This window comes from Brevibacillus sp. FSL K6-6036, from assembly GCF_037964015.1.
Classification (GTDB): domain Bacteria; phylum Bacillota; class Bacilli; order Brevibacillales; family Brevibacillaceae; genus Brevibacillus; species Brevibacillus borstelensis.
Genome location: NZ_CP150173.1, coordinates 4,516,381 through 4,532,500 on the forward strand (window position 1 = coordinate 4,516,381; position 16,120 = coordinate 4,532,500).

The following is a 16,120-nucleotide window of genomic DNA, read 5'->3' on the forward strand; positions in this document are numbered from 1 at the left end:
ATCAAAAAACTGTTGACACCTATTTTCCAAATACAGTATGTTGTCTACAATGATAATCACTATCAATCAGGAGGTTTTCATCATGTCGGCAATTCACAAGCCATCGTGGCAGCTTTTGATCGCAGCAGCATTGTCTCTCATGCTTTTGGTCACGGGCTGCAGCGGCGGCCAAAACAACACGGGCAGCCAACCGGCGCAATCTCAGGGCCAGGACCAGGCTGCAGCCACTGACACCAAGAGCGACATCCGGAAAGTAAAACACGCGATGGGAGAAGCCGAGATCAAAGGTACCCCGGAGCGCGTCGTTGTCCTGACCAGCGAGGGGACAGAAGCCCTGCTCGGTCTGGGTGTCAAACCTGTAGGCGCTGTGCAGTCCCCGCGCGGAAATCCGTGGCATGACCATATTAAAGACAAAATGCAGGATGTAACCGTACTGGGCGATGAGGCGCAGCCAAACATCGAACTGATCGCGAGCCTCAAACCAGATCTGATCCTGGGCAACAAGGTCCGCCATGAAAAAGTATATTCGCAGTTGTCCGGCATTGCCCCGACGGTATTCTCCGAGGATCTGGCGGGCAAATGGAAGCCCAACTTCATGCTGTATGCCGAAGCCCTTGGCAAAAAAGCCGACGGTGAAAAGCTCCTGGCCGACTTTGACAAAAAGGTAGAAGAGGCGAAAGCAAAGCTGGGCGACAAAACAAAAGCCAAAGTATCATTGATCCGCTTTCAGCCAGGGAAAATCCGTCTTTACATGAAGGATACCTTTGCAGGCGTCATGCTGAGCCAGCTGGGCTTTGCCCGTCCGGCCTCTCAGGATAAGGATGAATTCATGCAAGTGATCGCAAAGGAACAACTGGCTGATGCCGACGGCGATGTGCTGTTTTACTGGGTATCGGATCATGGAGAAAAGAAAGAAGGCTCCAAATATAGAGAAGAAGTGATGAACGACCCGCTCTGGAAAAACCTCAATGTCGTGAAAAACAACAAAGTGTTTGAAGTCAACGACGTCGTGTGGAACATCGGGGGCAGCATTTTGTCAGCCGAACTGTTGCTGGACGATATTTTGAAGCGCTTTGATGTAAAATAACACACACTCGACAGAGCAGTATGGGCCCACCCCTGCTGCTCTGTAAGCTTGTACATGGAACCATTTCCCCTTCGTGCATCCCAACATCCGGGTTGCAATTTTTTCATTTGCATCTGTCCGCCTTATCTTTTATAATTTAAGTTATCCTATTATGCGCCCGTAGCTCAGTGGATAGAGCAGCGGTCTCCGGAACCGCGTGCGGAGGTTCGACTCCTCTCGGGCGTACCATACTGACTTTAAACGACGATATGACGGGATTCTGGCGGTGATTTGCCGGACGGACTGGCGAGCAAATCGGCAAAACCGTTCCCCTGCACCGTGTACCCCATACCCGTTATGTACTCGTTCCTGATATGTGCAAGCCTCCGTTACATGAAACGGAGGCTTTTATTATGCAAAAACGACCGTGGACAGCGCTAATACATAGTGCCGCTACGGAAGCACCTAAAAGAGTTACGATTGATGCTGCGTTTTTACTGGCTCCCCCAACGTTAGCCTCACGTTCGACTTTGTTCGACTTTGTTAACCTCACGTTCGACTTCGTTATACTCCGCGCTGCACACCGTTTCATCCTTCAATAAAGTCGTCATATACCGATCGACCTCCGAATTTTATTGCGCTCGAATGCGCCGTCATAGAGATTGCCGTTCTAGGAAGGCGGGTGTGCGGCTTTTTCTTTACATTTTTTACCATAAACCTATTTACTTTTGAGAAACAAAGGTTTACAATTCATTTTGAATTTACATTATTTAGAAGTGATGTTTTATTATGGTTCTTAAAAAATTGAAGAAAACCACTCTGCTGCTAGCCTCTTTAATGGCAATTACTTCGCTTGTACCTTCCATTTCCTTTGCCAAAACCGAGGCAACCGCATCTGCCCAGGGCAATAACCGGCCTTACGTGAGCATCACCACCCCTGCTTCAAACAAAGAGTACAGCCCGACCATCTACTATAATGAGCAGCCAAAAATAACGTGGGTCCAATCTGATCCAGATGACAACACCGTATTTAGTACATTCTGGGTTCTTGTCTATGATAAAAACGGCAGTATTTATAGCTCTGGTGTACTGCCCCAAAACACAAGCAGCAATACGCAGTCCTTCGAAATTCCCGTTTCACTGCCTAGAAATGAAACGCTTGGTGTATCAGTAGGTGTCCAAGACGAATCTGGAAACTGGAATTGGGGAGCTGATGTGCACTATATGTACATCCAAACTCCGTAATCTATTTTGGCGCCTGTTGAGCATTCCAACGGGCATCGTCATCTTACTAATACTGAATAACTTCGATAGGCGTCGTTTGCAGCGAAAAGCGTTTTGTATATGGAATTTACAGTATTGTTCGTTCATTTGAAATAAAGGAGCGGGTCTTGATGAAGAAAATGAACCTTATCAGGTCAGGTTTGCTGGCCATTCCCTTGCTTTTGGCAGGACAAGCTGCGGCTAATGCCGAAGCCTTGATCGCCCCATCGCAAGCTGCAGTCGGCGTGGCAAGCGTTACTGAAGTCAATGTGAACCTGGATCTCTATCAAAATCCTATTTACGATAGTCTTCCCAGCGGCCCCAATTACACACACTACATCTCCTACGAGTCAAAACCGGGCGGGATCAGCATCGACTCCCGGGGTCGAGTGATTGCCTCTTCCACAGGCTACTACAAGGTAGATGTTTACTATAGCGGTATGCTTGTTTATACATTCAACTTCAATGTAGGTCCTATGTAAACATTCGCTTGGGACTAACAAAACAAAGCCGATCATCCTTTTTCTGCAAGGATGTCGGCTTTTCATAATAGGCGTTAACTGGAGAGCCGTAAATGTTTCCTGACCAATTGGGCCATAGTAAGAAAGCGTGATGCCAATTTTGGGAGGTGCCGCATGGATTTTACCAAGATGAGCACAAAGGAGTTCGTCGGAAAAGTTCACGAAGCGCAGGCCCATGCTCAGGAGAACAAGGAGCACAATGGCTACGGCCACCCGGAAAAACGTCTCCCCAGCAAACAGCGCATCCGCTAAAAAACGCCCTGGAGATTGCTCCTCTCCAGGGCGTTTCCTTATGCTCCCTCTCAAGGCCTGACCTGCTACTGCGGGTCTTGCCTGTTCAGGTTTTTGTCCTTTTCGGACTTTTGGTTTTGGGACGTTTGCGATTTGCTGCTGTGTCCCTGATTGTTGCCGTATTGGGTGCTGCGGTTGTTGGACATGTGGATACCCCTTTCAAAGGTAGTCGCAATCAACCGTAGTATGTCCTGTACGGCCCTTCCCCATCAGTCGTTACTTCGCTTCCCCTACGAATACCTTTTGACCGTTCTCGTATTTGTACACGTAGACAGACGCGAATTCGTTGTCGCCTTTTTCGTTGAATGTTACTTTTACGAACTGGCCTTGGAAGTCTTTTGTTTTATGGACAGCATCCAGGACTTGCTCGCGAGTCGGCTTTTGTCCGTTGTTCGCTTTAATCGCTTCTTCCAGTCCATGCAGCATGACGTTCATGGAGTCATAGCCAAAGGAAGTGAAGATCCCTACTTTATTGCCTGTGCTCGATTCAAATTCGCTGATCCACTTCTTGCCCTCTTCTGTTGCGGAAAGATCGCCTACAGTGGAGGTAAAGATTACGTTGTTCGCGTTGTCTGCGCCCGCAATTTTCACCAGGTCAGCAGAGTCGTAGCCATCGCCGCCCATGAATACGCCTTTGTAGCCTTTTTCACGAGCTTGCTTGATCAGGATGCCGGCATCGGAGTAATAACCGCCGAAGTAGATCATTTCAGGGTTCGCGGCGAGGATTTGGTTGATCACGGCGCTGTAGTCTTTCTCGCCGGCAGTGATGCCCTCGTAGCCCGCAATGGTTACGCCGTCTTTCTCAAATTGCTTTTTCACTTCATCAGCCAGGCCTTGGCCGTAGGCTTGTTTATCGTGAACGATATAAGCGGATTTCACACCCAACTGGTTTTTCGCGTAAATTGCAGCCTTGGAGCCTTGCTGGTCGTCGCGCGCACAGATGCGGTGAACGACCTTCTTGCCCTCGTCAGTCAGGTTGGAACCTGTGGAGGACGGAGACACCATGACCAGCTTCTCTTGCTCGTATTGCGCCGATGCCGTAATCGATGCACCAGTCGTCACGTGACCGACAACACCGAGGACATCCGGATTGGAGATCAACATTTGGGCTACGGCCACGCCTTGCTTCGGATCGGCCTGGTCATCCTGTGTCAGCATCTGGACGTCGAAGCCCAGCGCTTTAAACTTCTCCTGATTTTGCTTCAGTGCGTACTCGGCACCGGCCTTTGCCGTGCTTCCGTAGTCGGAGTACTGCCCGGACATTGGTCCTACTGCCGCGATAACGATTTTTTGCAGAGCGCCGCCGCTGGAAGAGCCGGTATTGCCGCCGGATTGCGGAGCCGGCTGCTCGCCTCCGCTGGCATTTCCGCCGCCCCCGCCAGCGTTGCCTCCGCCGCAGCCCGCAAGAGCTGTACCAAGCGCTACTACAGTTGCAAGAAAAGCCATAGTTTTCTGTTTTTTCATTCGAAAATCCCCCTTTTACTTTACGGACAAACAATGAGTCACCTTCTCTCATTGTAAAATAAATATGAAAATTTGCAACATATAAAGAGATTGGCAAAATCGATTGATATTGTTCACTTCATCGAAAATATTGATATTCGATACAAGACTCAAGTCCCAGTACAGTTTTGCGGCTGCCTTCATAATCAAAAAAGGCTACCCGGGCCCGGACGGGAAATTTTGCTTACCTGCCAAACGTCAACCCTTGGCATGATTTACCTAACGGACATCAGCAAAAACATGCCAAAACTATCAGGAGCATCCGCTCACAGTGGATAACCTTTGATCTATACCGCGAACAAATGTTTTTGTGCACAACCTGTTGATAAATCTGTGGATAATGTGGATGAGGAGGATTTTGCATGTCAGCCGACCGGTTTTACCTCATATATCAGGAAGCGAGCGATGAAGAATGCCTGCTGACCATCCAGCCTTACGACGACCAACAGGCCCTGGCGGAAGCGATCAACCGCCTGCAATCCCTGCAAGTGGACGAGTACACGATCATCAAAGGAAGAAAGATGAGAGCAGCGTTGCGGCTGGCTGTGGAGCTGCAGGAGGACGAAGATACACAGGCGGAAGCAGATGGGGATAAAGCCGCAGCGAAAGAAAACGGGTGATCCGCTTCGCTCACCTCCCCCGCTTTTCCACAACTTGTGGATAATTAAACCGCAAATAAATAGGGGGGCGGCAGTGAAATTTTTCCTGCCGGTCTTCGTATTTAGTATGGGGAGGAGGGGATACAACCATGGAACAAGAGTTGGCTCGGGCCAATGCAGAAGCGGTCCGGCTCGTGCAGCAGTTTCTCAAAGGACAGTCACGGGCCTTTCCCGCACTCGTCAATTTATTTACCCCCCGTGTCATGAGCATCATCAGAAGACTGGTCTCCAGTTATCATGATGCCGAGGACCTGCACAACGAAATTTGGTTAAAAGTAGCGCAAAATTTACACAAATACGACCCCACCCTGCCCTTTCATTCCTGGCTGTATCGCATCGCCTCCAATGCCTGCATCGATTTTTTGCGAAAGAGACGGGAAATTGCGCTTGAGGATGAGCAGCTGCATCAGCATGTTCACAAGCGTCCCTCCGGTCCCGTAAAAAGTCCGGAACTGTTTCTGCTGGAAAAAGAAAGCTATTCTGAATTGACGGCCTTGCTGGATTGCTTGCCCGAAACGGATCGTCTGATTTTGACTCTCCGATTTGTGCAGGAAATGAGTTACGATGAGATAGGAAGCATCGTCGGCATGAGTAAAAATACGGTCGGGACCCGCTTGTTCCGGGCCCGCAAACAATTGAAAGAGCAGTTGGATAAATACAGGGAGGAAAGGAGAATGTCCGATGCCGCATATTGATGAGCTTACCTTGATGATGTACAGTGACGGTGAACTCTCTAGCGAAGAAGCAGAAGCCGTCCAAAAACACGTTGACAGTTGTCACCACTGCGGCAGCTCGCTTGAGCAGCTGGTCGCGGAGAGGCAATTCGTGGCCGACCGCTTTTTCTCCGACGACCTCCCCCCTATGTCTTTCCAGCTCTACGACATGACCTCTGCACAGATTCATGGAATCGCCATGCTGCACAAGCGAACTCGCCGCCGCTTTCTGTGGCGCATGCTCCTGCTTGGCGGCAGCATTCTGGCCGTCGCTGTTTGTTACCTCGTGTTTTGGCAGCGAATCTGGCTTGAGTGGGTTGCGCCGGCATGGACCTCATGGAAAAGCCATCTTTTCTGGAGTTCGGCCCTATGGCTCAACGACAACGCCCGCGAATTTTTTCATGCTCCCGCATCGTATGTCATGGCGCTTCCCTTGCCGTTTTTCGTACTGGTCGGGCTGCTGCTTATCCTGAATATCCGTTTTTCGCCTCTCCCCCATTCGCGACTGTCCAAGCGGGAGGTGGATTGAATTGAAAAAGCTGCTTAGTCTGATTCTTTTTGTAAGTTTGCTGATTGTGGCCTCTACCGCTTATGCGTTTAGCGGGGTCATCTCTGATCGGTACTACCTGCCCCCTGATACCGCTCACCGCGGCGATCTGGCTGTCAGTGCCACCAAAATCATCATCGATGGCGTTGTCGACGGCGATGTGTACGCATTTGGCGAAAATGTCCAAGTCAATGGACGAATTACAGGGGATCTCCTTACGTTTGCAGCCGTAACACTTGTCACCGGCGAAATCGACGGCGACATCCGTTCAATGACAGACACGCTGCTCCTAAACGGGAAGGTGGCTGGAAGCGTTACCAATCTGTCGCATACCCTGGTTCTTGACCGGAACGGCAGTATCGGCAAAAACCTGCTTACGCTTGCGACAAGTGTTGATTTGAACGGCAAAATCGCGCGGGAAGCAAACGGCCGCATGGAAAACGTCAGGATTACGGGGAGCATCGGAGAGGGTATCTCCATGCTGTACAGTCGTACGATTCATATCGACGGGCCGGCCGTGATCGGCGGTGACTTGGTCTATACCAGTCCCCAACGGGCTGTCATCAGCCAAGGTGCGACGCTCAAAGGAGAGGAACGCTTCTCCCCTGCTCCGGTAGAGGAACCGGATGAAGGATTCTCCTATTTCCCGATTCTGCTCGGGCTTTCCTCCCTTTTGAGTACGCTGTTGCTCTGGCTTGCCATCCGCTTCCTGTTCCCGGCCGGATTGACACGTGTTTACCGGCAATTGGATCAACGAAAAGGCTCCACCTTTGTTTGGGGAGCGTGCCTCGTCCTGGGTATGCCGTTTTTGTCGCTATTGCTTTTGATCACGGTCATAGGAATCCCTGTCTCGCTTGCGCTGCTGCTGACGTTCCTGATCCTGTCCTGGTCGGCAAAAGTATTCGTCGGCTCATGGATCGGCATCCGAGTAGCCGAGCGCTTTTCGTGGAAGGTTTCTCCGCTCTTGGCCGAGCTGCTTGGTGTCGTCGCTCTGCAGTGCCTGCTGATCATTCCGCTGGTAGGCTGGCTGTTTGCACTGCCTGTCTGGATCGCGTTTTTCGGGGCATTGGTCGGCTCTGTCGCCCAGGCCAATAAAACTTTCCTCGCCTGACATGTTTAGCCGCACGTTTTTTGGAAATTATGGTGAAAGAGGCGTGCAGTTATCTGTTTGACCTTTATTGACCTTTTGTGTATGATATTCTTACAAAGAGAGGAGGAAGACTGAATGCACATGAATTTGATTCCAACAGTCATTGAACAGACCAACCGCGGAGAGCGTGCTTACGATATTTATTCCCGTCTTCTGAAGGATCGCATTATCTTTCTCGGTACTCCTATCAACGATACGGTAGCTAATATTGTCGTAGCGCAAATGCTGTTCCTGCAAGCGGAAGACCCGGATAAAGACATTTCCCTGTACATCAACAGCCCGGGCGGTTCCATCACCGCCGGTATGGCAATTTACGATACCATGCAATTTATCAAGCCGGATGTATCGACGATTTGCATCGGGATGGCCGCATCCATGGGCGCCTTCTTGCTGGCCGCTGGTACAAAAGGCAAGCGCTACGCCTTGCCGAACAGCGAGGTCATGATTCACCAACCGCTCGGCGGGGCTCAAGGTCAAGCCAGCGACATCGAGATCGCGGCAAAACGGATTATCAGAATGCGCGAGCACCTGAACCAAATCCTGTCCGAGCGCACTGGCCAACCTCTGGAGCGCATCCAGAAGGATACGGATCGCGATAATTTCCTTTCTGCCCAGGATGCGATGGAATACGGCCTGATTGACAAGGTCATTTCGACAGAGGCATCCGCAAAAAAATAACCGGCTTCGGCTGATTTACGTAGGACCCTGCCAGAGATGGCGGGGTTCTTTTTTAACCGGGGGTTCTCTATACCAGAGTTCTCTATGCCAGGGGTCTTTTTACCGGGGTTCTCTTTTGGCCTCGGTTTCTTTTTTTGTCTCCGGCTTTTTTTATGGCTGCGATTTACCCGCTGCACCCTGGGCAGATTTCACGGTTGACTGGGCTCGGGGTAAAGCGCTAGTATAGTAACTTGGGTGTCTTTATACCCACGTGGTTCGAAACCATCCCACGATAAAAAACTAAGGAGCTAATTGAATATGAAAGTAAAAACGCTTGTCGCAAACGGTATCCTGGCGGCTTTGTACATTGCCGTCTCGATGCTTATTCAGCCATTTGGTTTTACCAATGTACAATTCCGCGTTTCAGAAATGTTTAATCATCTCGTCGTTTTCAACAAAAAGTACATGTACGGAATTGTCCTCGGCGTCTTTTTTACGAATCTGTTTTTCTCGCCCATGGTCGCCTATGACCTGGTATTTGGAGTGGGTCAGTCTGTGCTGGCGCTGCTTGTCACGATTGTTTCCATGCGCTTCATCAAAGGCGTCTGGGCTCGCATGATATTCAATACCATTGTTTTTACGATTACGATGTTTCTGATCGCGATTGAACTGAACCTGGCGTTCGGTCTGCCCTTCTACTTTACATGGCTCACCACTGCGCTTGGCGAATTTGTCGTCATGCTGGTCGGAGCTCCGATCATGTATGTTCTGAACAAACGGTTGAACCTCGAACAGCGGATTTGAAAAAGAAACCGAGCAATTGCCAGGAGATTCTCCGGCGCTGCTCGGTTTTTTGCCTTGTCCGCCTATTTCTCTACCAATTGACCGACGTCCACCGTTTTGCTGTCCGCCGGGTTGCCCTCTGTATGGACGCGGGCCTGCGCCGTTTTCTCGTCAACTCCGTCGATCCATACCGATTGTCCTTGATACTGTACCTCGATCTTGCTCTCGGAACGGATAATTTCCTGTGCGCGATTTACATCCATGCTCTTCGCTCCTTTACCGTTTATCGATCATCGCGAGCTGTGCTGGCTCCTGTCATGGTTTCGGTCGTGGTCTCTTCGATCAGGCCATTCTGATCGGTGACCTGTCCTCCGCCAAGCCCCTCGTTTACCATCCGGTCAATATCCATGTCGTAATCGTCTCGACCCTCGGTATATGTATCGCGTTCGGTGCTCACTTAAACTCCCCCCTTGTCAGCCATTTTTATATAAGTTAGCAATGCCCTGTTTGTTGTCGAAACATGCAGCTGATCCGGACAAAAAAAGACACCTTCCCGTAGAAAGTGTCTTTCCCTCTTGTTCTTTTGCTATTCTTCCTTGCTTACCAGATTGGTCAGGCTGGTAACCGCTTGAGACGCATCAGGGCCCTCCGCTGATATCGTGATCTCCGTACCCGAACTGATAGCGAGGCTCATTATCCCCATGATGCTCTTCGCGTTTACCTTCTTGTTTTCTTTTTCCACAAATACTTCTGATGCAAACCGGTTGGCCTCCTGCACGAAAAATGCCGCAGGGCGGGCCTGCAAACCGGTTTTCAGCTTGACCACAACCTGCTGTTGAACCATGGGTGGAACCTCCTCGCTCAGTATCTCTTATTACCGTCTAGTATACCATGTCTCTACACGGAAATATTTCGTTTTTCTCGTAATTTGTCAGCGATTTCGTTAATTTTTCGTAGCCGGTGATTGATCCCCGACTTGCTGACTACTCCGCTGGGAATCATTTCTCCCAGCTCTTTCAGGTTGATGTCCGGATGAATCAACCGAAGCTCTGCCACCTCGCGCAAACGCTTCGGCAGATTTTCCAGGCCCATTTCCTCCTGGATCAGCTGGATGTTCTCCATCTGCCTGGCCGCTGCATTTACCGTCTTGTTGATGTTGGCGATTTCACAATTGTGCAGACGGTTTACAGAGTTGCGCATATCTTTGACGATCCGCACGTCCTCGAAGTAGAACAGTGCCTGATGCGCACCGATCAGGCTGAGAAACTCCGTGATCTTCTCCCCTTCTTTGATGTAGAGGACGTAGCCTTTTTTTCGTTCAATGCACTTCGCGTTCAGCTTGTAGCGATTGGCCATTTTGGTCAAAGCCTCGCAAAAATCCTGGTACGAAGTAAAGATCTCCAGATGGTAGCTGGATGCCTCCGGGTGGTTTACCGACCCGCCCGCCAAAAACGCCCCTCGCAAATACGCAGCGCGGCAGCAAGACTTCTTCACAATGTCCTGCGATATCCCGCGCACGAAGGAAAGGCTCTCGTCCATAATTCTCAGCTCTTGCAGTATATCATTGGCTCTGTTGGGGATTCTTACGATGTATACGTTGTTCTTTTTCAGCCGCATTTTCTTGCGCACAAGCAGTTCGGCATGAATATTGAAGATTTTTTTCGTCAACGTGTATATCCGTCTGGCAATCGCCGCATTTTCCGTGGTCACATCCAGTACCAGACGCCCTGCACCGAATTGCAGGCTGCCGTTCATCCGAATCAGCGCCGCCAGCTCTGCTCGGCTGCAACAATCAGGTCCCTCCAGCATCGTCAGTTCCTTTTTCGTCTGTGCGGCGAATGATGACATCGTCCTTCACTCCTTCTCAATCTTCTGCGTCCGGCGCCTCCGCTTGATCAGCGAGACGACCTGCTTGCTGACGGCGGTCGCATCATGACGCAGATACCCCTCTTCAAACGCCACCAGCGGTTTGGCTACGATATGCAGTCCCAACTGGCGTAAGCGCTTTACATCACAAGCAACAGGGGCTGCTCCCTTCTCCGCATATTTTTCCAAGGTTTTATCGGGAATGGCAGCAGAGTTCACTATCACTGTATCCAAAAACGGTCCGCCTACATGATCGTACAGCACTTCGACATGTTTGGATGCGGAAAACCCGTCTGTTTCGCCCGGCTGAGTCATGACATTGCAAATATACATTTTCGGAGCTGTCGAATTCTTTACAGCGGCGAACAAGCCTCTCACCAATAGATTCGGCAAAATGCTCGTATACAGGCTTCCAGGGCCGATCAAGATCGCATCTGCCTCTTCGATGGCCAGCAGCGCTTCACTCAATGGCACAGCATCCTCGGGGTCCAGAAAGACCCGCTTGATCTGCTTGCCGGTCAATGGAATTTGCGATTCTCCCGCAATGATTGAACCGTCTTCCATTTCCGCCATGAGCCGAAGCGACTGTGTCGATGCCGGAAGCACCTCTCCCCGGACAGCCAATACATCGCTCAGCTTCTTAACCGCTGTGACAAAATCTCCGGTAATTTCGTTCATCGCTGCCAGAAGTAGATTTCCCAAATTATGCCCGGCTAATCCGGTACCTGTGGAAAAACGATACTGCATGACCTTTTCCATCAGCGGTTCGGTATCGGCCAGGGCCGTCAAAACGTTACGGATATCTCCGGGAGGGGGCATATCCAACTCCTCCCGCAGCCTCCCGGAGCTTCCGCCGTCGTCAGCGACGGTTACGATCGCGGTAATGTGAACCGGTGCGTGCTTTAACCCCCTTAATAACACGGACAGTCCCGTTCCTCCGCCGATCACGACAACCCGCAGCCGGTTGCCCTGCTGCGATCCCATTCTCCTCGTCGGCATATGTCACCTCATTATATGCTGATACACATACAAAGGCCCTGTTCAAGTACGGATGGCGTTTCTTTCTTTCCTGCCATCCTATGCTTACTTGCTTTTTTCCATGTCACGATGACTGACCCGAATCGCGTAGTCCTTTCCAAAAACCTCGCCCAAATGCTCCGCGATCGCCACCGAACGATGCTTGCCTCCCGTGCAGCCGATCCCGATCACCAGCTGGCTTTTCCCTTCCCGTTGGTAATGGGGCATCGTATAGGCCAAAAAGTCAATCAGTTTATCGACAAACTCTTTCGTTTCCTTATGATTCATGACGTACTCGGCCACCTCCGGGTCACACCCGGTTTTGGGCCGCAATTCTTCCACGTAATGCGGATTGGGCAGGAAACGTACGTCAAACATAAGATCGGCATCAATCGGAGTGCCGTATTTGAATCCGAAAGACAGGACGTTAATCGTCAAGGAAGAACCTTGCTGTGTATACTGGCTAATTATTTTTTCTCGCAACTGTGCCGGCTTCATTTGGCTGGTATCAATAATCTGATGGGCTCGCCCCTTCATTTCCTGAAGCAGCCGACGCTCGGCATGGATTCCTTCCAATGGTGAACCGTTGGGTGAAAGCGGATGGCGTCGACGCGTCTCTTTGTACCTGGAAACCAATGTTTGATCATTTGCATCCAGATAGAGAATATGGAAAGAGATTCCCTCCATTTGATTTAGACTGTCGATGGCTCCCGACAAGTTTACAAAAAATTCGCGGCCGCGCAGGTCAACTACCAAGGCGACACGCTCAATATTGCCTCCCGACTGCTTGATCAGCTCCGCAAACTTGGGGATCAAAACCGGCGGCAGGTTATCGACACAAAAGAACCCCAGATCTTCCAAGCTCTGTACGGCAACGGTTTTCCCCGCGCCAGACATCCCTGTAATGATCAACAGATTAACGGCTCTCTCATTTTCCACTTCTGTCACTCCACTCGCCTCCTACGATTCTGACTTTAGCATACCATAACGGTTGGCATTTTCGCACCCTTTAGGACTCGTCCCGTTAGGACTCGTAACGCTCCCGTGGAGACAGGAAGCTGATATCCGGCCGTTCGTGCATGCCTTGCAGAAAAAAAATGGCGTGGCTATGGCAGCCACGCAAAATGGTTCGTATAGATAAGGGGGTCAATTCATTGTCTTCATCTTACCGCCCAATTATTTCACTCATGTTACAAGCAGGTTAAGAGATTGTGACATTTTGCTCAGCCAGACGTTCGTTCAGCTCTTCGACGTAGTGCTGGGCCGATTGGGCGGCGATCGAGCCGTCACCAGTAGCTGTCACTACTTGACGCAGCATCTTCTCGCGCACATCCCCGGCGGCAAAGACACCTTTCACTTTGGTGTGCATGCGTTCATCTGTCAGCACATACCCGGCTTCATTGGTAATTCCCAGATTGCGAACGCTCTCCGTCAGCGGGTCCATCCCTACGTAGATGAATGCGCCATCTGTCGGGAACTCGCGCTCTTCGCCGGTTTTCAGGTTCTCCAGGAGTACGCTTTGGACTTTTCCGTCGCCGCGAATTTCCTTGACCACCGTATCCCAGATGACCTCGATCTTTTCATTGTCAAATGCCCGTTTTTGCAGGATTTTTTGGGCGCGGAACTGATCGCGACGGTGAATGATCGTCACCTTGGATGCAAAGCGGGTCAAGAATACGGCTTCCTCGACAGCAGAGTCTCCGCCGCCGACTACGACCAGCTCTTTGCCGCGGAAAAATGCTCCGTCACATACTGCGCAATAGGAAACGCCGCGGCCGGAGAGTTCTTTTTCTCCCGGAACGCCCAGCAGGCGATGCTCCGCACCGGTGGCAATGATCACCGATTTGGCCAGGTACTCCTTGTCGGAAGTAATGACTCGTTTATACGGCTCCTCGTCTTTTACTTCCTTGATTTCGCCATATGCATACTCAGCGCCGAACTTTTGAGCATGCTCGAACATTTTTGTGGACAAGTCCGGTCCCAAAATGGAGCCGAAGCCCGGATAGTTTTCAATCTCCTCCGTATTGGCCATTTGGCCGCCTGGAATTCCGCGTTCCAGCATGAGCGTGCTCATGTTTGCGCGGGAGGTATATACAGCGGCAGTCATCCCCGCGGGGCCTGCACCGGCGATGATCACATCGTATATTTTTTGGTCGCTCATATCCACTGCCTCCTCAATCTGCAATCACTTCTTATTTATACTTATTATAAAATGAGAATCTATTTCAAATCAAGGGTTTGCAGTGCTTTTACGCACTTTGCCACAGTTGAGGGGGAAAGCTCGTATTTTTCTGCTACCTTTGCCTGTGATTGCGCATGTTTCTGGTTTTTTACCGCACCGTATAGATATTCGAGTGCAGCCACCCACGCTACAATCTTGCGCACTTGTACAGGCGGCTTCTCTAGCTGCGAGAACCGTTTCCAAACAGATAGACACCAGTTCTTCATGTCCTCCTGTCCGCTACCGGAAAAAAACCGGTTGATGCAGTCTTCTACGCCTTCCGTTTTTTGACTGTCCGTTTCGCTCCCCGGAAACTCTAATTTATGCTCAGTTGCCGCTTTCGTCTTTGCTTTTCGCTTGGGCCTTGCTTCCGGCATCTCTGCTCCCATGTCTGCCAGTGCAAGCAGGGCGAGCTTTTGCAGCTGCGGATCGTCCGTTTGGTGGTAACACTGGCGAACCGCTGCTTCCGCTTCGTCATCGCCGATCAAAGCAAGGGTTTGCAGAACCGCAAACTTAACTTCATCGCGCCCGTGCTGCAGGGCCCACAACAAGGAAGCGCGAATCATCGGATCGTTTTTCAGCTCTTCAACACCGGATGCCGGTGCCTTCTCCCAGGACACTTCCTGCTGCGGCTGATAGTAATGGTAAGGGATGACCTGCTTAGTTTGCCCGTCCTTCGCCTCTTTTACCATCTCCATGTAGTGCTCGGCTACCCCCGATTCCGGGTCCAGCTGCTTTACCTTTTGCCACCAGCGGATGGCTTGTTCCTTATGACCACTCATATAGGCGGATATCGCTGCGTAGTGGTACGTGCATGCTTCATGAGTTCGACCCGATTTAAGCATCTTGGCGTAGAGGCGATAGGCCTCCTCGTGTTGGCCAAGGACGCCCATTGTCGTCGCCAGCTTATACGCATGCTCCGGATGGTAGGGGACGACTTTTTTCAGCATGTTGATGAGTGCCACCAGCTCCTTGGCCCGATTGTGGTGTGACAACAGCACTGCCAGGTTGCAGAGAGCATGCAAATTTCCATGCTCTCTCTCCAGCGTCTCCTCAATCGTTGCCATTGCCTGTTGAAAATCCCCTACATAGTAGTAGGCCAGCGACAGGTTGTTCCAAGCCGGCATAAAGGAAGGGTCCGCTTCGACGATTTCTTTTAAAATGTCCAATGCTTCTAAAAAACGGCCTTCTTCTAAACTGCGCCGTGCCCGTTCATGCTTGCTGTACACGTCCTCGCGTTCACCTGTGAGAAAATGGCGAGGAGGCATGTCCAGCTCAAAGTAGATATAGTCCAGCAGCTCTTCGGCATCCTCTCGGTACGCCCCATCGCTTTGTTGTTGCAAGTAGCGGATCGCCATCTCTTCTGCCATCTCGTAATCTTCCAGGTTGGCGTAATTGTTCGCCATATAAAAATAGACTTCTACTATTTTCGGTTCGCACTTTTCCAGCACATCATACAAGATGTCGTTGGACGCTTCAAAATTGCCGACTTCGGCCAGAACACTCGCCAAATGGCATTGGTATTCGGCATTTTTCGGCTCCAGCTCGATGGCACGGCGGAAGCTGCGAATAGCTTTATCGTAGTCATAGCGATTTAAAAAACGCAAGCCGCGCTCGACAAAAAAGCGGGCGTCTTGATGAAAATGAACGACTGTCGACTTCTCGATTCTCTTGTTTTGTTTCATAGAACCTCCAGCATCACAGGGCAGTACCTCCATGTATCGTACCAGAAGCGCCCTTACGCCACAAGCTGATGCACCCTTTTAAAGTTTTCTTTCACCGGATCTGCTTCGTTTTGCTAGAGCAGATCCGCTCTCATTTTTTCAAATAAGCGGTTTCATTTCGGGATAAAAGCAGGAAACA

General features: G+C 50.6%; 19 protein-coding genes, 1 tRNA gene and 1 riboswitch. Of the genes, 11 read left to right on the forward strand and 9 right to left on the reverse strand.

The features are described from left to right. Window positions 1-91: 91 nt before the first annotated feature. The 5 genes from NST37_RS22215 (at window position 92) to NST37_RS22235 (ending at window position 3,102) form a co-directional block, all read left to right on the forward strand. Complete coding sequence (locus tag NST37_RS22215; RefSeq protein ID WP_031933209.1) at window positions 92-1,087, forward strand: iron-siderophore ABC transporter substrate-binding protein; 996 nt, start codon at window positions 92-94, stop codon at window positions 1,085-1,087. A gap of 153 nt (window positions 1,088-1,240) precedes the next feature. Then, window positions 1,241-1,315 (forward strand) — tRNA-Arg (locus tag NST37_RS22220). Between the two features lie 540 nt (window positions 1,316-1,855). Beyond that, window positions 1,856-2,311: a hypothetical protein gene (locus NST37_RS22225; protein ID WP_024984827.1), complete on the forward strand. Its 456-nt coding sequence runs from the start codon at window positions 1,856-1,858 to the stop codon at window positions 2,309-2,311. Between the two features lie 149 nt (window positions 2,312-2,460). Further along, window positions 2,461-2,811 carry a hypothetical protein gene (locus NST37_RS22230; protein ID WP_003392545.1) on the forward strand — a complete coding sequence of 117 codons (351 nt, stop codon included), beginning with the start codon at window positions 2,461-2,463 and terminating at the stop codon, window positions 2,809-2,811. Between the two features lie 153 nt (window positions 2,812-2,964). Then, window positions 2,965-3,102, forward strand: a complete 138-nt coding sequence (locus NST37_RS22235; protein WP_003392543.1) for a DUF4023 domain-containing protein — start codon at window positions 2,965-2,967, stop codon at window positions 3,100-3,102. Between the two features lie 255 nt (window positions 3,103-3,357). Here the strand turns inward: NST37_RS22235 and NST37_RS22240 are convergent, their stop codons facing one another. Next, on the reverse strand, window positions 3,358-4,605 hold the full coding sequence (locus tag NST37_RS22240; RefSeq protein WP_003392541.1) for a branched-chain amino acid ABC transporter substrate-binding protein: 1,248 nt from the start codon (window positions 4,603-4,605) through the stop codon (window positions 3,358-3,360). Window positions 4,606-5,006: 401 nt separating this feature from the next. On the opposite strand from NST37_RS22240, the gene NST37_RS22245 reads away from it, so the two are divergent. The 6 genes from NST37_RS22245 (at window position 5,007) to NST37_RS22270 (ending at window position 9,174) form a co-directional block, all read left to right on the forward strand. Continuing rightward, window positions 5,007-5,264: a hypothetical protein gene (locus NST37_RS22245; RefSeq protein WP_003392539.1), complete on the forward strand. Its 258-nt coding sequence runs from the start codon at window positions 5,007-5,009 to the stop codon at window positions 5,262-5,264. Window positions 5,265-5,392: 128 nt separating this feature from the next. Beyond that, window positions 5,393-5,998 (forward strand): sigma-70 family RNA polymerase sigma factor, encoded by a 606-nt coding sequence (locus tag NST37_RS22250; protein ID WP_003392537.1) that lies wholly within the window; start codon window positions 5,393-5,395, stop codon window positions 5,996-5,998. After that, window positions 5,985-6,545 carry a zf-HC2 domain-containing protein gene (locus NST37_RS22255; protein ID WP_003392535.1) on the forward strand — a complete coding sequence of 187 codons (561 nt, stop codon included), beginning with the start codon at window positions 5,985-5,987 and terminating at the stop codon, window positions 6,543-6,545. Before NST37_RS22250 ends, NST37_RS22255 begins: the two co-directional genes overlap by 14 nt. Window position 6,546: 1 nt before the next feature. Beyond that, window positions 6,547-7,674: a polymer-forming cytoskeletal protein gene (locus tag NST37_RS22260; RefSeq protein WP_003392532.1), complete on the forward strand. Its 1,128-nt coding sequence runs from the start codon at window positions 6,547-6,549 to the stop codon at window positions 7,672-7,674. A 120-nt stretch (window positions 7,675-7,794) separates the two neighbouring features. Next, the gene (clpP, locus tag NST37_RS22265) at window positions 7,795-8,391 is read left to right on the forward strand and encodes an ATP-dependent Clp endopeptidase proteolytic subunit ClpP (protein ID WP_003392529.1); all 597 of its coding nucleotides are present in this window, start codon (window positions 7,795-7,797) and stop codon (window positions 8,389-8,391) included. Window positions 8,392-8,635: 244 nt separating this feature from the next. Then, window positions 8,636-8,680, forward strand: a riboswitch (PreQ1 riboswitch). Between the two features lie 8 nt (window positions 8,681-8,688). Continuing rightward, complete coding sequence (locus NST37_RS22270) at window positions 8,689-9,174, forward strand: QueT transporter family protein (protein ID WP_003392526.1); 486 nt, start codon at window positions 8,689-8,691, stop codon at window positions 9,172-9,174. Window positions 9,175-9,236: 62 nt separating this feature from the next. On the opposite strand, the gene NST37_RS22275 is transcribed toward NST37_RS22270, so the two are convergent. From NST37_RS22275 to NST37_RS22310, 8 genes are all read right to left on the reverse strand, one after another. Further along, complete coding sequence (locus NST37_RS22275; protein ID WP_003392523.1) at window positions 9,237-9,416, reverse strand: H-type small acid-soluble spore protein; 180 nt, start codon at window positions 9,414-9,416, stop codon at window positions 9,237-9,239. A 20-nt stretch (window positions 9,417-9,436) separates the two neighbouring features. Continuing rightward, window positions 9,437-9,610, reverse strand: coding sequence for a hypothetical protein (locus NST37_RS22280; protein WP_003392522.1), 174 nt, complete (start codon window positions 9,608-9,610; stop codon window positions 9,437-9,439). Between the two features lie 129 nt (window positions 9,611-9,739). Further along, window positions 9,740-9,997, reverse strand: a complete 258-nt coding sequence (locus NST37_RS22285) for an HPr family phosphocarrier protein (protein ID WP_003392520.1) — start codon at window positions 9,995-9,997, stop codon at window positions 9,740-9,742. Window positions 9,998-10,050: 53 nt separating this feature from the next. Then, on the reverse strand, window positions 10,051-11,001 hold the full coding sequence (gene whiA / locus NST37_RS22290) for a DNA-binding protein WhiA (RefSeq protein WP_003392518.1): 951 nt from the start codon (window positions 10,999-11,001) through the stop codon (window positions 10,051-10,053). Window positions 11,002-11,007: 6 nt separating this feature from the next. Then, window positions 11,008-12,018: a YvcK family protein gene (locus NST37_RS22295; RefSeq protein WP_024985590.1), complete on the reverse strand. Its 1,011-nt coding sequence runs from the start codon at window positions 12,016-12,018 to the stop codon at window positions 11,008-11,010. Between the two features lie 84 nt (window positions 12,019-12,102). Then, a complete protein-coding gene (gene rapZ, locus NST37_RS22300) occupies window positions 12,103-12,984 on the reverse strand; it encodes an RNase adapter RapZ (RefSeq protein ID WP_003392515.1) in 882 nt (293 codons plus the stop codon). Between the two features lie 253 nt (window positions 12,985-13,237). Beyond that, complete coding sequence (gene trxB, locus NST37_RS22305; RefSeq protein WP_003392512.1) at window positions 13,238-14,197, reverse strand: thioredoxin-disulfide reductase; 960 nt, start codon at window positions 14,195-14,197, stop codon at window positions 13,238-13,240. Between the two features lie 59 nt (window positions 14,198-14,256). Continuing rightward, window positions 14,257-15,942 carry a tetratricopeptide repeat protein gene (locus tag NST37_RS22310; RefSeq protein ID WP_003392510.1) on the reverse strand — a complete coding sequence of 562 codons (1,686 nt, stop codon included), beginning with the start codon at window positions 15,940-15,942 and terminating at the stop codon, window positions 14,257-14,259. Between the last annotated feature and the right edge of the window lie 178 nt (window positions 15,943-16,120).

What these genes read in the sequence shown, in the direction of transcription:
- NST37_RS22230 (WP_003392545.1), top strand. Translation starts at nt 2,461, where the DNA reads ATGAAGAAAATGAACCTTATCAGGTCAGGTTTGCTGGCCATTCCCTTG.
- NST37_RS22240 (WP_003392541.1), bottom strand. Translation starts at nt 4,605, where the DNA reads ATGAAAAAACAGAAAACTATGGCTTTTCTTGCAACTGTAGTAGCGCTT.
- NST37_RS22225 (WP_024984827.1), top strand. Translation starts at nt 1,856, where the DNA reads ATGGTTCTTAAAAAATTGAAGAAAACCACTCTGCTGCTAGCCTCTTTA.
- NST37_RS22235 (WP_003392543.1), top strand. Translation starts at nt 2,965, where the DNA reads ATGGATTTTACCAAGATGAGCACAAAGGAGTTCGTCGGAAAAGTTCAC.
- clpP (WP_003392529.1), top strand. Translation starts at nt 7,795, where the DNA reads ATGAATTTGATTCCAACAGTCATTGAACAGACCAACCGCGGAGAGCGT.
- NST37_RS22295 (WP_024985590.1), bottom strand. Translation starts at nt 12,018, where the DNA reads ATGCCGACGAGGAGAATGGGATCGCAGCAGGGCAACCGGCTGCGGGTT.
- NST37_RS22275 (WP_003392523.1), bottom strand. Translation starts at nt 9,416, where the DNA reads ATGGATGTAAATCGCGCACAGGAAATTATCCGTTCCGAGAGCAAGATC.
- NST37_RS22310 (WP_003392510.1), bottom strand. Translation starts at nt 15,942, where the DNA reads ATGAAACAAAACAAGAGAATCGAGAAGTCGACAGTCGTTCATTTTCAT.
- NST37_RS22245 (WP_003392539.1), top strand. Translation starts at nt 5,007, where the DNA reads ATGTCAGCCGACCGGTTTTACCTCATATATCAGGAAGCGAGCGATGAA.
- whiA (WP_003392518.1), bottom strand. Translation starts at nt 11,001, where the DNA reads ATGTCATCATTCGCCGCACAGACGAAAAAGGAACTGACGATGCTGGAG.
- NST37_RS22270 (WP_003392526.1), top strand. Translation starts at nt 8,689, where the DNA reads ATGAAAGTAAAAACGCTTGTCGCAAACGGTATCCTGGCGGCTTTGTAC.
- trxB (WP_003392512.1), bottom strand. Translation starts at nt 14,197, where the DNA reads ATGAGCGACCAAAAAATATACGATGTGATCATCGCCGGTGCAGGCCCC.
- NST37_RS22255 (WP_003392535.1), top strand. Translation starts at nt 5,985, where the DNA reads ATGCCGCATATTGATGAGCTTACCTTGATGATGTACAGTGACGGTGAA.
- NST37_RS22250 (WP_003392537.1), top strand. Translation starts at nt 5,393, where the DNA reads ATGGAACAAGAGTTGGCTCGGGCCAATGCAGAAGCGGTCCGGCTCGTG.
- NST37_RS22285 (WP_003392520.1), bottom strand. Translation starts at nt 9,997, where the DNA reads ATGGTTCAACAGCAGGTTGTGGTCAAGCTGAAAACCGGTTTGCAGGCC.